This window comes from Acidocella aminolytica 101 = DSM 11237 (genome assembly GCF_900129125.1).
GTDB lineage: Bacteria > Pseudomonadota > Alphaproteobacteria > Acetobacterales > Acetobacteraceae > Acidocella > Acidocella aminolytica.
This window is the reverse complement of record NZ_FQVJ01000056.1, coordinates 1-16844: the sequence shown is the minus strand read 5'-3', so window position 1 is coordinate 16844 and position 16844 is coordinate 1. Positions and strand designations below refer to the sequence as shown.

Below are 16844 nucleotides of genomic sequence, written 5' to 3'. Positions count from 1 at the left end.
CATGGTGAGGATAGGCTCAATATCACGAGTAACCCTCGATCTGCGTGATCAAGAGGGCGAGCCACCCTACCCGGGGACAAACATCAGGTCTTACGTAGCACCTCTTACGAGCCACCATCAGCTTCAGGTAACCTCACCGCGCTCTTCACCAGCCACTTATGGAAGGCACTAACTTCAGATCGGCGCAGTGCCTTCGGCGAAGCGACCGCGAAATAGGCCCATTTCACTGGCCAGCAGTGCCGTGGCAGCAAATGCACCAGCCTGCCGCTTTCAACCTCCTGCTCAACCAGCGCTTTTCGCACCAATGCCACACCTCTTGCAGCGACCGCCGCCTGAATAACGGCTGCGGTCGAGTTGATTCTCAGTCCATGGCCTGTTCCTTCGTGATTGACACCCAGTCTCGCCAGCCATTCCGACCATGCGGGAAAATCACCATTGGGGTGCGGTGTACCGTCATGGATAAGGGTTTGTCCGGCGATCCATCCCGCTGTTACCTGTCTGTCCTGCGGCAACAGCTTATGGTGACACACGGCAATAATTTCCTCACCCATAATGCGCGTGGCTTTAACCCCTCTCCATGACCCCATGCCGCACCGTATTCCGATATCAGCCTCACCTTGGGCAAGGTCGATCACCCGATCCGACACATCCAGGCGCACATCGATATTCGGGTATTTGGCCGCAAAATCATCCAGCTTCCCTAGCAACCAGTTCGCCACCAGCGCCTGAGAGGCTGTGACCACCACAATCGCCCGTGCTTTACGGCCGCGCAATTTCCGTAGTCCGGCTTCGAGTCTGTCCAGCCCTTGGGCTATGTCCTCCAAGGCTTCCCGCGCTTCGTCCGTTGGAGTCAGCCGCTCGGCGCCCGAGCGCGCACGCCGGAACAGCGGATAGCCGACCCAATCTTCCAGCGAACGGACAAGCTGGCCCACTGCCGCCGGGGTCACATCAAGCTCAGAGGCCGCTCCTACAAAACTGCCATGCCGGGCTGCTGCTTCTAGCGCTTGTAGGGATTTCAGACGGGTTAGAAATCTCATGTCTTCGCATAGGCCGAAACAACTAAGCGAGAAAGATTTTCTTTGGTTGCAACGTTGTTTGTTTACCTCGCTTCTCCATACAGCGCCGCCCAAATGAAGAGTTCAATAAAGGAAAGCCGGAGAATGCTCGTCGGAAAAACGGCCCTGATCACGGGCGGCTCAAGTGGCATCGGACTCGCCACGGCAGAACTGTTCCTATCGAAAGGCGCACAGATCGCCATCTTGGGCCGCTCCAAGGAGAAGCTTGATCTGGCGCGCGCCGCGTTAGGCGGCAATGTTCTGGCCATCCAGGGCGATGTCGCCTCGCATGGCGATTTGGCTCGCGTGAGAGACGAGCTTGAGCGGCATTTTGGCGGGCTGGATATTCTCTTCGCCAATGCCGGGTTAGCCTACGCTACGCCGTTGGCAACCACGAATGAAGCCGCTTACACGCAATTGATGGACGTGAATGTAAAAGGTGTATTCTTCACGGTCCAGGCGGTTCTGCCGCTGCTGCGTGAAGGGAGTTCGGTCATCCTCAATACCTCCTGGCTTAACCAAGTGGGCTCGCCAGGCCGTGCCGTCCTATCGGCTTCCAAGGCGGCTGTCCGTTCCTTCGCCCGCACCATGTCAGCTGAACTTCTCGAGCGGAAAATCCGCGTCAACGCCATTAGCCCCGGTTCCATCGAAACTCCCATCCATCGCGGTAAAAATGAGTCCGATGAAGCCTTTCGTGCCTACACTGAGCGCGTTGGCACCCAAGTGCCGCTTGGCCGCATGGGTAGGCCAGATGAAATCGCGGCCGCCGTGCTGTTCCTGGCCAGCGATGCCTCCAGTTATGTATTAGGTGCCGAAATCGTCGTCGATGGCGGTCGGACGGAGTTATAAGCTATGCAATTGAATACTGATCTGAACCAAACAGCTCTGGTTCACGCCGGTCAACTGGACTGGGTCCCAAGCCCCTCCGCAGGGGTTGACCGCCGTATGCTGTTTCGCATTGGCGCGGAAAAAGCTCGCGCCACTTCCATCGTTCGCTATGCGCCCGGCAGCCGCTTCGCTCGCCATCTGCATCCTGGGGGTGAGGAATTTCTTGTGCTGGAGGGGGTATTTCAGGATGAAACTGGTGATTTTCCGGCTGGCACCTATGTCCGTAACCCACCCGGGACTGCCCATGCCCCCGGAAGTGATGCGGGATGCACCATCTTCGTGCGGCTTTGGCAGTTTCGGGCGGATGATCTTGTCCAAATCGTCATCCGGCCAGGTCAAGCTGAGGCCCCGCCGGGCCGCCAAGGCGTTGTTTCGGCGCAGACTTTGTTCACAGGCACCAATGAGCACGTCGTGTGCGAAGACTGGTCGCCGGACGCAAAAATTGAGATCCCCCATCACCACGGTCTGGAAATACTGACTATCTCCGGTAGCGTTCTGTACGGCGACACCCAGCTTGAACGTTGGAGCTGGTTGCGCCTACCCGCCGGAGCGCCCGCCCACTTTCAAGCCGGCGCCGAGGGCGCTAAGGTCTGGTACAAATCCGCGCCGCCTCTGCACGCCAATCTCTGCCCCTTGCCCGAGGCTGACTACAATGAAGATGGGCAAAAATGACCGACGCAAGAATGTCCCCTTGGCAGGATGGCGATCCCGCGCCGCCAGAGTTGTTGGCCAGCATAAAAGCGCGCCGTCCGAATGGCCAACTGATCGACCTTGATCGCTATCTGCTCAAAAGCTTTCCATTGGCGGCAGGCTGGAATGCTCTGCTGGCGCGTGTACGGGGCGAATTCCAGCTCGACTTGGCGTATCGCGAGATGATCATCTGCCGGGTCGCTCATCTTAATCGCGCGGAATTTGAATGGACTATTCACAAGCCCGTTTATCTCGAAGCAGGAGGGACAGAGGCCAAAGCCGAGGCGCTGCGCCTGGACACCATTGCCCCGTTATTCGATGAAAAAGAAACGTTGCTTCTGACATTGACGGACCAATCGACACGTCATGTCGAGGTCGATAAGGCCGTCATCGCCGAGTTAAAAACGCTGTTCGGGGAGCAACAAGCCGTGGAAGCCGTCGCAACCATAGCAACTTACAATATGGTCTCGCGGTTCCTGGTCGCGCTCGCAATCTAAACCGGCCGCCTCCTCAACACGAAAGCTCCTGGTGTGATTGAAACACAAATTGCCATCGTAGGCGGCGGACTGTCCGGGCTCCATGCCGCACATTTGCTGCAAAAAGCGGGCGTAGCATTCGAGTTGCTGGAAGCACGCGAACGTCTTGGCGGCAGGATTTTAACGGTGGATGAAGCAGGCCAGCCGAGCAAAGACGGCTTCGATCTTGGCCCCTCCTGGTTCTGGCCGCATATGCAGCCCGAGATCGGCGCGCTGATCGCTGACCTCGGCCTCTCCGTCTTTGCCCAGCATAGCGGCGGCGATATACTATTCGAAAGAATGCCGCGGGAGCCCGTGCAACGCTATCGTGGCTCAGGCGCGGATCAACAATCCATGCGCCTCGCCGGCGGCACGGCCGCGCTGGTGAGTGCATTAGCAAACAACCTGCCATCGGCATGGCTTCATCCAAGAGCTCGGGTCACGGCGATGGCATACGCGGAAAACGGCATTAAGCTGACCGTTCCAGGCATCGGCCCGATTCATGCCCAGCACGTTATCGCGGCCCTGCCGCCCCGGCTCATCGAAGCGCAAATCGCTTTCACTCCTGCGCTGCCCCCTGAGACCATCCGCCGCTGGCGTTCCTGCGCGACCTGGATGGCCCCACACGCCAAGTTCTTCGCGGTCTATGACCGTCCCTTTTGGCGTACAAACGGCCTATCCGGTATGGCGCAGAGCATGGTCGGCCCCATGGCTGAAATACACGACGCAACCACAGCCTCTGGCCGTGCGGCCTTGTTCGGCTTTGTCGGCATGGCGGCGGCACAGCGCGCGACGATGGGGGATGCGGCACTGAACAAAGCCTGCCTGGCCCAACTCGCCAGACTATTCGGCCCAGAAGCCGCCGCACCATGTGCCACGCTATTGAAGGACTGGGCCGCCGACCCGCTGACAGCGACCGCTTCCGATCAGGAAACTGCCGGCCACATCATGCCAAGTGCCACCCCCTGGATCTCAGGACCATGGGCCACACGCTTCATACTTGCGGGCAGCGAAACCAGCCTGTCTGAACCCGGCTATTTGGCGGGGGCCATTAGCGCCGCTGAGCGCGCGGTTGCCGAATTACTGACGCTGCTTGGAAATAGCCGCGATGCGTGAGCTTGCCGCTCCTCAATCCGTCATACCGTCAACCTAAACTCTGAATTCGACGGTAAGCAGGCTCACAGCAACCACCCTTCCGTCTCTTTTTTAAGAAACATCGCAGCGAGTAATATTTAACGCCATTACCATCGCGTCGCCCTAACGAAATCATTTGTGCCATTTGGCTTTGATGATGTGACCGCACCCCGACGGCATCGGTGTGCCAAGGGGAGTTTGTGACAATCCACCAGGAAGACCGGATGTGTCGGAGATTAGCATTGTCGGGCAGATGAGATTGCCGGGGAGCCGTTCTTGGTTAACGCAGCGATGCGGTTTCTGGAGCGGCTAGAGCGGGATGATGCGGAAGCTTTTGCTCGCGCGCACTTGAATATATACGCCGCGCCCCGGCGGCCATCCAAACGCCCTTGCGTGCCCGTGTAACTGCTCAGTGGCCGGGTCCTACTCTGGAGGGCTGACGAAGCGGCTTGTTGTACGGTTGTTGTCGTTGCCTCGCAGGTTTTGCGTCTCAGCCAAGAGTTTGAGTATTGGCCGCACGAGGGTGCTGAAGGGTAGCATGCCCATATAGTGGTGAAACACTCAAGTCTGGCGTGATGACGAGCATGAGGTTGGATAGCCACCCTCAAAACCGTTACAGAAGCACAGAATCACAACCTTACGCGCCGCAGTAAATTGCCAGAAATGCGAACCAAAACACGCAAATTCCGGCAAAACGAAATGCCAAATGGCCAAATTTATCTATTCAAGTCAACGAGATCGCCATTCTTCACGGCAGACTAACTCAGGTTCGAAACTGCCGTCACGATCCCAGGGGACGGCAAGCGGTACCTCGCCATCAGCCCCCTTCACCCGCTTGGTCGACACGCCATTGCGGCGGTTGGGCTGATCAGCCGGCGGTTGCGCACCAGCCTCATAACCCAGATGCGCTGTCAATTCCGCGCCCAGCATCCGCTCCATCAGGCGGAGCTTCAGCTCCTTCATCAGCCCGGCATCACCAAGCAGGTCCTCAGGCCGCTTGCCCCCTTCAGCAACTTGTCCAGAAATTCGTTCGAAATCGTCATTTTTCATGCCCCTCTCAGGAGGCAAGGACCAATTCAGCCATACACAAAACGACGGACACTCTCATGCACGCGCGCCGGTAGAATGCTGCGGAGGAAAGACCAATATTGCCACCGCACTCGGCGTGAGGGTCGTGGAGTACCACAAGAAGCGCGTCAGGTTCTTCTCCACTGCCAAGATGTCCAGTACCCATGGAGCATGAAAAAGCCCAGGGACGGGTGGATAGTCGGCCGCCCACTCAATACCCACCTCATCGTCCTTGATTAACTCGGCTAACTGTCCTCGTGACCACCGCTTAACTTGAGCCTCAGCGAATGGCTACCGTCATCGGCTATAATAAGATGACCACCGCCCTCCTAGACCGACCGGCCCACCATTGTTACATCCTGGAGACCGCCAATGGCCGGCTCAGGTTCAAGAACAGCTCAGTCAGCAGTCTCAAAAAAGGAGAAAAACCAGCAGTTTACCCTTTATGAAACTCAACCCACAACCAAGAACCGGGTCAAACCCGGGCTGAAGTCAACACTGGGTTCATTAAAACATCTTGTATCCATCCATCTGGATGACGTCACAAAACTCAAGTATAGTTTAGCCATAGGATTTAGTGGTGTGTAAATTTGATTGATCGTCTGCAGCGTGATGCAAAAAATGTTGGGGGGAGTATTGGAAAAATTGAGCGGCGCGAGGCGGAGAGCTTTAGGGCTGATTACTCGTCTGAAGAGCTACGGATGGCTTGTTTAACCAATGCAGCAAGATAGCACAACTATGTCCGCTATTTCGAACCCCACATCGAACATTGCCTTGACCATTGTAGGTATGCACCGCAGTGGTACTTCGGCTTTAGCTGGTCTGTTAAATCTACTGGGGGCGCAAGCGCCCAAGACACTATTCACGGACCACTGGAACGCCAAGGGGCATTTTGAATCTATCCCCATAATCGACGTGAACAACTCTATTCTTGCAGAAGCAGGGCTTGGTGTTGAGGATTGGTCCCAGATGCCGGTGGCTTGGCCACCTGAGGGTTTGCGCAGGGATTTCACGGGACGTTTGGCTAAGGCCATAGTTAGCGAATTTGATGCGGCACTTATCGTTTTGAAGGATCCGCGCGTTAGTAGGTTTGTGGAGCTTACAGCGGGCGCTGTTGAACAAGCGGGGTGGCAACCTCGATTTATTCTAATATATCGAAATCCGCTTGAAGTCGCCCAGTCTATGGCGCGGCGTAATGGCCTTCCAATAGACCATAATCTTCTGATTTGGCTAAGGTATGTTCTTGATGCTGAGAAGGATACTCGGAAATACCCAAGGGTTATAGTCTCCTACGAGAAGCTAACTCAAGATTGGCGTGGATGTATTGCACAAATCGAGCAAGGCATTGGTGTAACGTTGTTGAATCAGTCTTCTGATCTAGAAAAGGCTGACGAGTTCATCGAATCTGAGTTACGGCATTTTAGGCTGGAGGGCGGTGTGCCAGCCGGAAATCTAAGCGACTGGCTTGAAAAGGCGCTCGCGTCTTATGAGGAGTTGCAATTATCGTCAAACAACCGGGACGCAATGAATGCGCTTGACGAACTTGAGGATGAATTCTCGTGTTCAACAAAGCGCTTTCAGAGTCTTCCTCTTGGTTTCGCTAAACAGAGCACTGCTTCAACTGGGGCTACAGAACAACAGAACCATATGATATTGAGAGCGCTAGAAGCAGTTGAGAAGAGTGCCGAGCATCACTTAAGTCGTACATTGGCGGCAGTTGATGCGCAGTTAAAAACGCTATCCCTGGGAATAGAAGGGAAACTGGAGGGGCAGAAGCAAACAAATGAATTATTTAATCAAATCTTAAAACTCAAAGATAAAGTCGCGGCACAAGAACAGTCATTTAATGCTTGCATGGAACGAGCCAGGTCTGCCGAAGCTGCTTACCATGAGTTGAAAGTTGAAACCAGTTTATCGTCGTCGAAAATTAAGCAACTTCTCCAGCAGTTGCAGAATCGAGATAATGAAGCAGAACAAAACTCTCGTGATCTTGCGACGATTAAGCTTGAACATGAAAAGATTGAAAAAGAAAGCTTAAAACTGCACCAGGGGTACCTCTGGGTAGCTAGAAGCGCGGTGCCAGCTGCTGCCATGCTTGTGGCTAAGCCCAGGCTTTTCAAATTGATTTTTCGTTCAGCTGAAAAAAGAAGATTTGCCGTCAAACAAGAGTTGACCGTATTGCTTCCTGGCGAGGTGATTCCGGAAGGGATGGTGAATAAGTTGGCGCGTCGTCGTGCTCTTATTGGACTTTTAAGAAGGCCATACCGCTCATCTCTATCCATCATCTTTACGGAGTTACTGTTGCTCAAACCTGAGTTACCAAAAACATAACGCAAACAAAGAATTCTAGTAATTAAATGCTTCGTAATAAACATCAAAATTTTCCTTTTTGTATAGGAAGTCATGGACTAAAAAATCATGATTTGAATCAAAGGAAAGTGCGCTTTGACGGTGGAGTTCAAATTTAAGAATTTTCTTACGCAGCTAACTGAAACAGCTTTGCTTGAAATTAATGGCGGATGCCCATGAAAAACTGGTTATCAAAATTCGAGAGCCTAGGCGAGAATTGTGAGTTTGGGTTCGTGCAGAGAGCGCTTGGAATCAACACTAGCTCACTATTTCGATGGGCTTTTGTCGATAGCGAAGATGCAATTTGTGAAGCAATTTCGTCTAATTTTTCGGGTGGCTTTGTTTTTGAAAATTTAGAACCAGCTGGCGCAGGCACAATGGTGCGAGATCGGAAGTTGCAAATAGCATTTCATAGTAAGCAGGCTTCAGTACAGCATGGTGAGTTTTGGGAGTTTGTTCATTCAAACTCCGAGCGAGCTCTTCTTTTCAAAGAAGAGAGAAAGAAGTTTCTATACCTAGCAGGTAAGTTTATCTTTAACTTAGAAAAAAATGATCAGATTTATGTATTAAAGCGAAATCAAGGTATAAAAGATGATGCGGCGCTGCGTGTTCACAAAACCATTTCGTCGCGAGGAAATGGAAGAGTATTGTACGTCGTTGAAGCCACTTCATCCAATCAACCCGGTACAGTAGAAAAAGTCGTGCCAGGATTAGTAAAAGGTTTCATAGATCGTTTTGCACCTATTGATCAATCCGACAACCCCTCGCTGTCATGCTGGGAATCTATTTTGCAATCTGCGTCAAAGGTTTTCCAAGAAGAAAGCACAACTATCCATAATTCGTCAGCTCCCTTGATGTTTTCGCAAAGTACTAACTCTGTTGAACAGTTATACGATTTGAAGCACCAGACCAAAGCTAAGCCAGCTTGGTTCGGACATTTGGTAGAAGAAGACCAAGCGTTATATGAGTTGCTTTCACCTTCCAGTCATGATGGAGATAATCCATTTTTTGATAAGGAAGTTTATGCAAAAAATCTTTTTTCGTTAACTGGAGAAAAGCTTCCAAGCTCAGAAAACGCGCTTCAGCATTGGTTCAAAATCGGCAAAAAAAAGCGTATTGTGCCGACCAGATTTTTTGACGAAAACTATTATATCGAAACTAATAGCGATCTGCGCAACGCAAATTGCTTTGGGTTTGTTCACTTTGTCCTCCATGGAAACAACGAAGGACGTAAACCAACAGAATGGTTTGATGGCGAATATTACTCTAAAAATTATGCGGGAGCACGAGATTATCACCATTTTCTGACGACGGGGGCATCTCTCGGATACTTTCCTAGTTACGGTACCGAGCGGCTGTATTTTTTGTTGAAAGCTAATGAGAAGTTCTCATTGGAAGTGTTTGCATTATTAATTACTATAGGCACAGATCCGAATTTTCGGCTAAATAGTTCAAAACTGGAAGCATTATCGCTAATTTTTATGCCGCAATGGCATAACGCCAATGGGAAAATTATAAATAGTTTTTTTCATTATATTTTCAACGATTTTAATTCTAATAATTCCCCTGGTCCGCTTTTCGATACAGAAATTTATCGTCGTAAAGCGTTAGAAGCTAATCTTCCATTAACGGGCTTATCCGCAAATGCCGTGCTGCATTGGTTATGCTATGGATTTGAAGCTCGCATCGTGCCAACTGAAAGGTTCGACGAGGCGTTTTATCTTCGCCAAAATCAAGATATTGCTGCCTCACCTGATTGGGCTTTCATCCACTATGTTCAACATGGGCTCTATGAAGGAAGACCTGGACTTCCAGGAAGAGGCTTCAATCAAGCAGAATATCCCAATGCTACGTTCACTTATCAACATCAACGCTGGTTCGAAGAAGACTTCGCGAAGGCATATGATCATAATCTCGAAGTTGTTCCGGAACATCTGAATGATCGTTTAGAGAAAGCTCTGAAATCAGAACAGATAAAGGAAATTTTCCTCAAAGCGCAAGCGTTAGACCCAGCTGTGGGTCAAATTGAGGACATTAACCTTTTTATGTTGCCTCCCTATTATGATGAATATAGCAGCCTTCACTCAATTATGAAGTCTAGGTTGCCTAGACTTCAATATGACAGTGTTGTTTGCGTACCCTGGATTCGGTTAGGAGGGGCTGATTTAGTAGCAGGACTTTTAGCCAAGTCTCTTCTGCGGTTACGACCCGAAGAAAAGCTTTTGATTTTGAGGACAGATAGTCCGCTATTCGAACGGTCAGATTGGATACCCGATCGAGCCGACGTCGTCGATATCTCGGATTTAATAGCGCAACTTGGATATGAAAGAGGCGTTCATTTATTTAAAGTTCTGCTCAGCGGAATAGCTGCTAAGCGTGTGTTTAACGTCAATAGCAAGCTCTGCTGGATAGCGATGCGTGACCATGGCTCCTATATGGCGAAATGCTTCAAAAATTACGCTTATCTTTTCTGCTGGGATCGTCTTCCTTCTGGACTCCGTGCTGGTTACCCTGCGGAATTTTTTGCGGGGACGATCGACCACCTTGCAGCATGCTTTACTGATACAGAATATCTTAAGCGCGAGTTGGGTGATCTCTATTTACTTCCTCCAACTACGCTTAAGAAAATTACTCCTCTTCTTACACCAGCGCAATCAGTTTTGCGACTGCCTGCGGTGGCCCGTGAAGTAGCGTGGCAGAAAGACCCCTCTACGCGAAGGCGAGTTTTTTGGGGGGGGCGCTTAGACCGCCAGAAGCGGTTCCCTCTTGTTATTGAGTTGGCACGACGCATGCCTGATGTTGAGTTTTTTTGCTGGGGAGCATCAGTTCTGGATGAACCTTTAGATCTTTCTGACGCTCCTTCTAATTTACTCATGCAAGGTACATTCAAAAGTTTTGATGATTTGCCGCTATCAAATGCTGGAATTTGGCTATTTACCGCTCTTTGGGAAGGAATGCCAACGACGTTAATTGAGCTTGCTACGCGTGGGATGGGAATTGTGGCGAGCGCTGTTGGTGGTGTGCCGGAATTAATTACGGACGAAACTGGTTGGCCTATCGCAGAAGATGCTAGTGTGGACGATTATGAAGAAGCGCTGCGGGATGCTTTGAAAAATCCACAAAAGACGGCTGAGCGTGCTGAAGCATTACAGCGTCACGTAGAGTATCGTTATAATGATTCAGTCTATGATTCAGTCTTGTCTGAACAGCTAAAGCTAGAGAGTGAGCAATGAGAAAGCCCGATATTTCGGCAATAATGACGTGTCATTCAGAGGGAGTTCTGGTCGGCCCGTCACTGAAGAGTTTTTTTCAAGCTATTCAACATGCTCGACATCACGGCTTGATAGTCGAGCCGATAATAGTTCTTGATAGACCGACGGAGGCTACGGAACGTCAATTTTCAAGGCCAATTGAAGATGCATCCATTATTAGAACTAACGAAGGGGATCCGGGTCAGGCACGGAATGCGGCGGTTAAGGTGGCAAGTGGTGAATATGTTAGTTTTCTAGATGGTGACGATTTGTGGTCTGATAATTGGCTTTATGAAGCGCATCGGTTCTGCGCGAGCAATCCGACCAACATAATTGCGCATTCGGAATTTAATGTTGTGTTTGGTATGGTTCGAGCGATTTGGTGGCACATTGACTCTACCGATAGCAGCTTCAAACTAGACCATCTTCGTTTCGGGAACTGCTGGGACGCTATGTCATTCGCTAAGCTTGATATATATCGGAATTACCCATTTAAGAAAAATCAGATCAGTACCGGCTTTGGCCACGAAGACTGGCACTGGAACTGCGTAACACTCGATGCCGGAATTCAGCACCGGCCTGTCGAGGGAACTATTCACTTTAAGCGCCGGCGTAAGGGTTCGCAAATGGCATTGTGTGATGCAAATCAAGCGATGGTATGGCCGAATCCAATTTCATCCTATTCACAGCAATAATATTTCTAAAGTTAGATATTACGAAGTTTGTGGATAATTGATGCGATAAAAGTGCCTAAGCTTAAGTCTGAAATTTTGAGCGTTATTTGTTGTGTGTGGTTAAGCATGGTTATGGCTAATTTTTGATCATCACCGTTTCGCGATACGATTTTGTCTTTCTGGCTGTTGGATCTTTATCATTCACGAATGACAATTTTTTTATCGCTTGCTATACATATTGTGTGTTTGTCCAGTGATCCGGACATTTTATTTTTGTGTTTAGGTGAACATATGCGCGTTGCGTTCCTGACCTTCGAATTTCCGCCAACACATGGTGGCGGGCTTTCAACCTATATGACGCATACCTTAAAGATGCTGCGTACCAAGGGAGATCAGGCTTTTGTGCTGGTCATAGATAATAGCGTCCAAAAACAAAAAATTGAGAAGTTCGAAGGACACGATATTATTCGCATAAACGTGAACGCTCATCCAATATGTAAAACTATGGGCTACTGGGCCGCAGCTTCATATGTGATCGCCGAAGCGTTAGCGGAAGCTATTCCTGTTTTTGGTATGCCTGACGTCGTCGAAAGTTGTGATGGCTTTGGTTTAGCTTATTACACTCTACAACGTAAGCATACTTTAGAAAAGCCGTTTCTTGACCTTAAGGTTATTGTGACTGCTCACACGCCGTGTTCACTGATAGATAAATGGACAGGGAAAAGCTGGTACGTTCTTCCGCGCTATTGGACGCGTGAATCTGAGATGTTCTGTTTAAAGGCAGCAGACATGGTGTTGGCTCCAAGTCAATTCATCATCGATCAGTTGCGGACAGATTTTGATTGTACGGATGTTCAATTCAAGCTTGTCCATAACCCTTATCAATCTAGTGGTTGTAAAGCTGAAAATGGTCTGAAAAATATCGAGTCCTCCAAAGCTCCGTATTATGTGTTTGGTTCGCGCATTGCGATGTGGAAGGGAGCCCTGGATATCGTTAATGCGTTTGATCGATATTGGAGTAATGGTGGTGTAGCACAATTAAAAATGTTTGGGTCTGATACCACGGACGCACCAGATAATGGTAGTCTTAAGGAATTTATAATAAGGAAATATCAGAAGCACGTTGAAGCAGGACGCTTGCATCTTCTTGGGTTGGCTTCACCTGAAGAGTTGGCTAGACAAAAGCGTTCCGCTCTTGCGTTGCTGCACCCATCGCATAAGGAAAATTTTCCTTATACGGTTATCGAGCATATGGCTGAGGGGGGATTAGTCATTGCTTCGGAAAATGGCGGGCAAGCAGAACTAATTGAACACGGTAAAAGTGGTTATCTTTTTCCGGCCAAAAATATCGAAGCAATCGTAGAGTGTCTACATCAATGCGACTCTATGAACGAAGCTAAGCGCGAGGAGATCGGAAAAGCTGCTAAATCAGTAGTAGAGGAGAAGTGTGGATACGATGGAGTTTATGCTTCCAGACAGTTAGCTTTGAATGAAATTAATCCGGTAAGAGAAAGGTTCCCATTTATTCGGGGCAATGAAAAAGTTTTTTCAATTTGTAATGCCATTAACTCTCCTCGTTTGAGCGTAGTAATACCATACTTTCAGCTTCCCGACTTTATAACAGAGACGGTAGATAGCGCTCTAGCCTCAACTCTTAAAGATATTGAGGTTATCATCGTAGATGATGGTTCCGCTGATACGCGCTCTCCAGAAGTATTGGCCGTCCTAGAGGCGCGCTCCCAGGTGAGAGTGTTGCGTCAAGAAAATGCTGGTGTGGCTGCGGCGCGAAATTTCGGCGTTGCGAATGCACGTGCAAACTACGTTGCGTTACTTGATGCTGATGATCTTGTAATGCCAACCTACTATGAGCGTTGTGTTGCTTTGCTCGACCTCTACGATAATGTCGGCTTTGTAGGAAGCTGGAATGACGACTTTGATGAACAAGGTACCATTCGTCATTGGCCAACGTTTAACCCAGAGCCTCCAATGCAGCTCATTTTTAATACGACTAACTGCCAAGGACTAGTAACACGAAAAGAGGCTTATAATATTGGCGGAGGCCATGATTCTGGCTTGAAAATGTTTCTTGACGATTGGGAAGCTGTAATTTCGATGTTGGCGAACGGAGTCCGCGGCATCATGATTCCGGCACCGCTTTTCCGATATCGGATACGGCAGGGCTCTATATTTCGAAGCAAAGCCGACCAATGGCTTATAAACTATGAATACATTATTTCTAAGCATAAAAAATTCTATTTAGAATATGCAGAGGAAATAATTTGTTTCCTTAATGCTAATGGACCAAACCTTAATTACCATAATCCTACATGGCCTAGTTCATCAGCCTCCGCATCGATGACTACAGATGAGTTTTCTCGTGGGCGTCTAGCAAAGCTTCTGCGTGGATACTATGTATTTCAAAGAGATACGAACGTAGGAAGAAAAATTCGGCGGGCGCTAAACGTTTTTTCTCCACTCCTAGATTGGGCTGTTTCTTACGCATATAAGATTCGAAGGAAAAGAAGTCTTTAGCTAGCTTCAGGCGTAAGTCCATCCAAATCGCCTCAAACGATCATTAGAGAAAATTCTACTTCCTAGTCCCCTAATTTTAGGGGGTTACTGGGTTGCTGATGTTGACTTGTGGATAATGAAACATTGAGGCCCAAAAAAGGGCCTTAATGTCAGTATTGTATACAATCTGTATATTGAAGGTCTCTTGTATAATCATCATTAAAATTTACATACGGATCCGTATGGAGGCGTGAGATGTCCGGGTGTTCAGCGAGATCCGTAAGCATTCTTCCGAGACCATCGTCTAAAGTAACTTGAGGTCGCCAGTTAAAGGTTTTTTTCATGCTCTGGATGCTGAGCACATTTGAGGGGACGTCAAATGATCGCGACGGCTTATAAACAACATGCAGCTTGCGATTTAGACGGTGCTCAAGCGCTGTAATAATTTTGTTTAGACTCGTGCCTGTACCGCTTCCTATATTAAAGACCGAATTCTGTTGCTGAATGTTTTTCATAGAGAGCAGCGTCAATGCTTCTGTAACATCAGAAATATGTATGAAGTCGCGGATTACCTCTCCTGTACCCCAAATTTCAATTGGACGGTTTTTTAAAGCCTTATTCGTGAAGGTGGTAACCGCGCCTAAACCTTTTTCTATATCTTGGCCGGCGCCATACGGATTTGCAATTCGGGCGATCCGGCAGTCCAAACCATAAAGATTTTTGTAGAGGTTTAGATAAATTTCAGCTGTTGCTTTGCTTGCTCCGTAGGCGTTAATAGGAGCTAGGTTATGTGTTTCGGGTGTTGGAACCTGCCTAGGAGGGCCATAGACCGTACCACCTGATGAAGAAAAGACAACTCGTCCATATCCACGCTTTCTAACAGCATCAAGCAGGCTGACTAAGGCACCAACATTAAGATCTAAGTCCGATTTGGGGTTTAAGTTTGCCGTTGAGGGAAGCGATCCCCATGCATAGAAATGTATAATATCGACATTTTCTATGCACGCTTCCCAGTCAGTGTTGTACATATCAATGTCCATCCACATGACATTTTTAGGAAACTTGATTTTTTCAAAAAAGTCTGGGCGCCGCCGCCCAGCTAGGATAACTCGCTCCTGCTTATGGGCAAGTGCCAATCCTACATGCCGACCAATAAACCCGCCTCCTCCGATGATTAGATGACAATTATGTAGATTGTTCGAAGCTTCCGACATCATAAACTCACATTTGCGAAAAAAATAATTCACAAGAAATAGTAAATTTTTACCTAATGGATTAGAAGATTACCAGCTCTATAGGCAAGTCTACCTTCAACTTTAGGAGGGAAGCAACGTAGTTCACCTTGAACTCTCGAGCGAATACCCCACTGCTAACATTGAGATGGGGGGCACTGCAGGAGATAAGCCTGCAGCGCCCTAGCTAGGTTTGGCGAGTGCAAGCGCGAGGGTGGAGAATATCTTCCAGGCCGATACGTCGCAGAAATGCCCGTTGGCCTGCTGATGCTGAAGAATCTCACGGTGCCTCGAACCATCGCTCCCAGATGATCCCGTATCCGGGCCTCGTCGATCTGGATCACTTGCCCCATCGGCTTCTCTTGCTCTTCCATTCCTTGCTCCTCTCAGTCAGTCTGAAAGGAGCCGTTCACGCCGACAATGTGCGAAAGATTTTGTACGTTATCCCGATTCCGGGATATTCTCGCACGGGTAGGAGGGGTGAGGTCATCCTAGGTGAAGGTGATTTGGCAAGGAAGGTCAGAGCTTCCCGTAGGTTCATCTCCGACCGCGCCGCTTCATCCAGGAGCGTGTCTAACTGGTCGCGGATCGCGGTCAGCTTCAGCCGGTCCAACATCGCCACCAGCGCTTCGGGATTGACGGTAGCCATCACCAGTGCCCTCCCGCCACCGCTTCATATTCGGCAAGTGGCCGCAACAAGTCTGGAGGCGGCACCGGCAATGGCCCAGATAAACGTACCATTCCCGCAGCGCCCGCTACTCCGGCCAGGTGCGCTTTATCCACGATCCGCTGCCGGCGGCCCTCACAAACAGGGTGATCCGCGACAACTTGACCGGCATGGCGCACGATGACACGCCCGCCCAGCACCACCACCTGAACAGTTTCACCGATCAGCCGCCAGGGCACCGAGTAACTGTTCGCATCGAGATCGATCGCGCAATCCGCCTGTACCTTGCGCACCAGGTCCCGCAATTGCCCAAAGGGCGCCCGGCCGCCGAGCGGGCGTAACGCACCGGCCTCCTTGGCAAAGCGGGCCGCCGGTGCCACGCCGGTCGTGCCATGAACCCGCTGGTCGGCGACGTCGCGCGTCCATTGATCGAGATGCGCCTCAAACGCCGCCCAATTGGCAAATCGCCGCCCCGCGACCGCGTTCTTCTTCACATATAGTGATTCCCATTAACAACGTTACGCGCTAAACTCTGTCATCTTTAATGGGTGTCGGCGGATGAGCTACAGCGTTGATTTGCGTAAGCGTGTTGTTGATTACGTGCGCCAGGGTGGAGGGTGCACCGAGGCTGCGCGGATTTTTGACGTCAGCCGCATGACCATCCACCGCTGGCTTTGCAGAGAAGATTTGACGCCGAGACCTGCCAAGGAGCGCCGGCGTAAGCTCGATAAAGCGGCTCTGGCGGCGCATGTTCTCGAACATCCCGAGGCCCTTCTGAGGGAGCGGGCCGAGGCGTTTGGGGTGAGCATC

At 49.9% G+C, this 16844-nt stretch carries 14 protein-coding genes and 2 pseudogenes; 11 read left to right on the top strand and 5 right to left on the bottom strand.

Annotated features, from left to right (window positions below; all coding sequences use genetic code 11):
- Positions 1 to 104: 104 nt before the first annotated feature.
- Positions 105 to 1037 (bottom strand): LysR substrate-binding domain-containing protein, encoded by a 933-nt coding sequence (locus tag BUB54_RS18360; RefSeq protein WP_048878045.1) that lies wholly within the window; start codon positions 1035 to 1037, stop codon positions 105 to 107.
- 123 nt (positions 1038 to 1160) lie between these two features.
- On the opposite strand from BUB54_RS18360, the gene BUB54_RS18355 reads away from it, so the two are divergent.
- The 4 genes from BUB54_RS18355 to BUB54_RS18340 are packed head-to-tail and all read left to right on the top strand — an operon-like array spanning position 1161 to position 4264.
- Positions 1161 to 1904, top strand: coding sequence for an SDR family oxidoreductase (locus BUB54_RS18355; protein ID WP_048878046.1), 744 nt, complete (start codon positions 1161 to 1163; stop codon positions 1902 to 1904).
- 3 nt (positions 1905 to 1907) lie between these two features.
- Complete coding sequence (locus BUB54_RS18350; RefSeq protein ID WP_048878047.1) at positions 1908 to 2615, top strand: cupin domain-containing protein; 708 nt, start codon at positions 1908 to 1910, stop codon at positions 2613 to 2615.
- Complete coding sequence (locus tag BUB54_RS18345) at positions 2612 to 3130, top strand: carboxymuconolactone decarboxylase family protein (protein WP_048878048.1); 519 nt, start codon at positions 2612 to 2614, stop codon at positions 3128 to 3130. Before BUB54_RS18350 ends, BUB54_RS18345 begins: the two co-directional genes overlap by 4 nt.
- Positions 3131 to 3163: 33 nt before the next feature.
- Positions 3164 to 4264 (top strand): flavin monoamine oxidase family protein, encoded by a 1101-nt coding sequence (locus tag BUB54_RS18340; RefSeq protein ID WP_139284996.1) that lies wholly within the window; start codon positions 3164 to 3166, stop codon positions 4262 to 4264.
- Positions 4265 to 5011: 747 nt separating this feature from the next.
- Here BUB54_RS18340 and BUB54_RS18335 read toward each other — a convergent pair.
- Entirely contained in the window at positions 5012 to 5332 is a 321-nt protein-coding gene (locus BUB54_RS18335) for a transposase (RefSeq protein WP_048878049.1), read from the bottom strand.
- 305 nt (positions 5333 to 5637) lie between these two features.
- Here BUB54_RS18335 and BUB54_RS21950 point away from each other — a divergent pair, with 305 nt between their 5' ends.
- From BUB54_RS21950 to BUB54_RS18305, 6 genes are all read left to right on the top strand, one after another.
- Positions 5638 to 5799 carry an ATP-binding protein gene (locus tag BUB54_RS21950; RefSeq protein WP_306309100.1) on the top strand — a complete coding sequence of 54 codons (162 nt, stop codon included), beginning with the start codon at positions 5638 to 5640 and terminating at the stop codon, positions 5797 to 5799.
- Positions 5723 to 5938 carry a hypothetical protein gene (locus tag BUB54_RS20530; RefSeq protein WP_139284995.1) on the top strand — a complete coding sequence of 72 codons (216 nt, stop codon included), beginning with the start codon at positions 5723 to 5725 and terminating at the stop codon, positions 5936 to 5938. The genes BUB54_RS21950 and BUB54_RS20530 overlap by 77 nt, the downstream gene beginning before the upstream one ends.
- Before the next feature lie 129 nt (positions 5939 to 6067).
- On the top strand, positions 6068 to 7681 hold the full coding sequence (locus tag BUB54_RS18330; protein ID WP_048878050.1) for a sulfotransferase family protein: 1614 nt from the start codon (positions 6068 to 6070) through the stop codon (positions 7679 to 7681).
- Positions 7682 to 7875: 194 nt separating this feature from the next.
- The gene (locus BUB54_RS20075; RefSeq protein ID WP_158320082.1) at positions 7876 to 10932 is read left to right on the top strand and encodes a glycosyltransferase family 4 protein; all 3057 of its coding nucleotides are present in this window, start codon (positions 7876 to 7878) and stop codon (positions 10930 to 10932) included.
- A complete protein-coding gene (locus BUB54_RS18310) occupies positions 10929 to 11645 on the top strand; it encodes a glycosyltransferase family 2 protein (protein ID WP_073211999.1) in 717 nt (238 codons plus the stop codon). The genes BUB54_RS20075 and BUB54_RS18310 overlap by 4 nt, the downstream gene beginning before the upstream one ends.
- Before the next feature lie 186 nt (positions 11646 to 11831).
- Positions 11832 to 14156 (top strand): glycosyltransferase, encoded by a 2325-nt coding sequence (locus tag BUB54_RS18305; RefSeq protein ID WP_082075604.1) that lies wholly within the window; start codon positions 11832 to 11834, stop codon positions 14154 to 14156.
- 149 nt (positions 14157 to 14305) lie between these two features.
- Here the strand turns inward: BUB54_RS18305 and BUB54_RS18300 are convergent, their stop codons facing one another.
- The 3 genes and pseudogenes from BUB54_RS18300 to BUB54_RS18290 form a co-directional block, all read right to left on the bottom strand.
- The gene (locus tag BUB54_RS18300; RefSeq protein WP_073211997.1) at positions 14306 to 15352 is read right to left on the bottom strand and encodes an NAD-dependent epimerase/dehydratase family protein; all 1047 of its coding nucleotides are present in this window, start codon (positions 15350 to 15352) and stop codon (positions 14306 to 14308) included.
- 526 nt (positions 15353 to 15878) lie between these two features.
- A pseudogene (locus BUB54_RS22215) lies at positions 15879 to 16016 on the bottom strand (ATP-binding protein); the annotation flags it as partial.
- Positions 16016 to 16531, bottom strand: a pseudogene (locus tag BUB54_RS18290) (Mu transposase domain-containing protein); the annotation flags it as partial. The pseudogenes BUB54_RS18290 and BUB54_RS22215, both read right to left, overlap by 1 nt.
- Positions 16532 to 16592: 61 nt before the next feature.
- Between BUB54_RS18290 and BUB54_RS18285 the strand changes: the two are divergent.
- A partial coding sequence (locus BUB54_RS18285; RefSeq protein WP_139284992.1) for an IS630 transposase-related protein occupies positions 16593 to 16844 on the top strand: 252 nt, incomplete at its 3' end.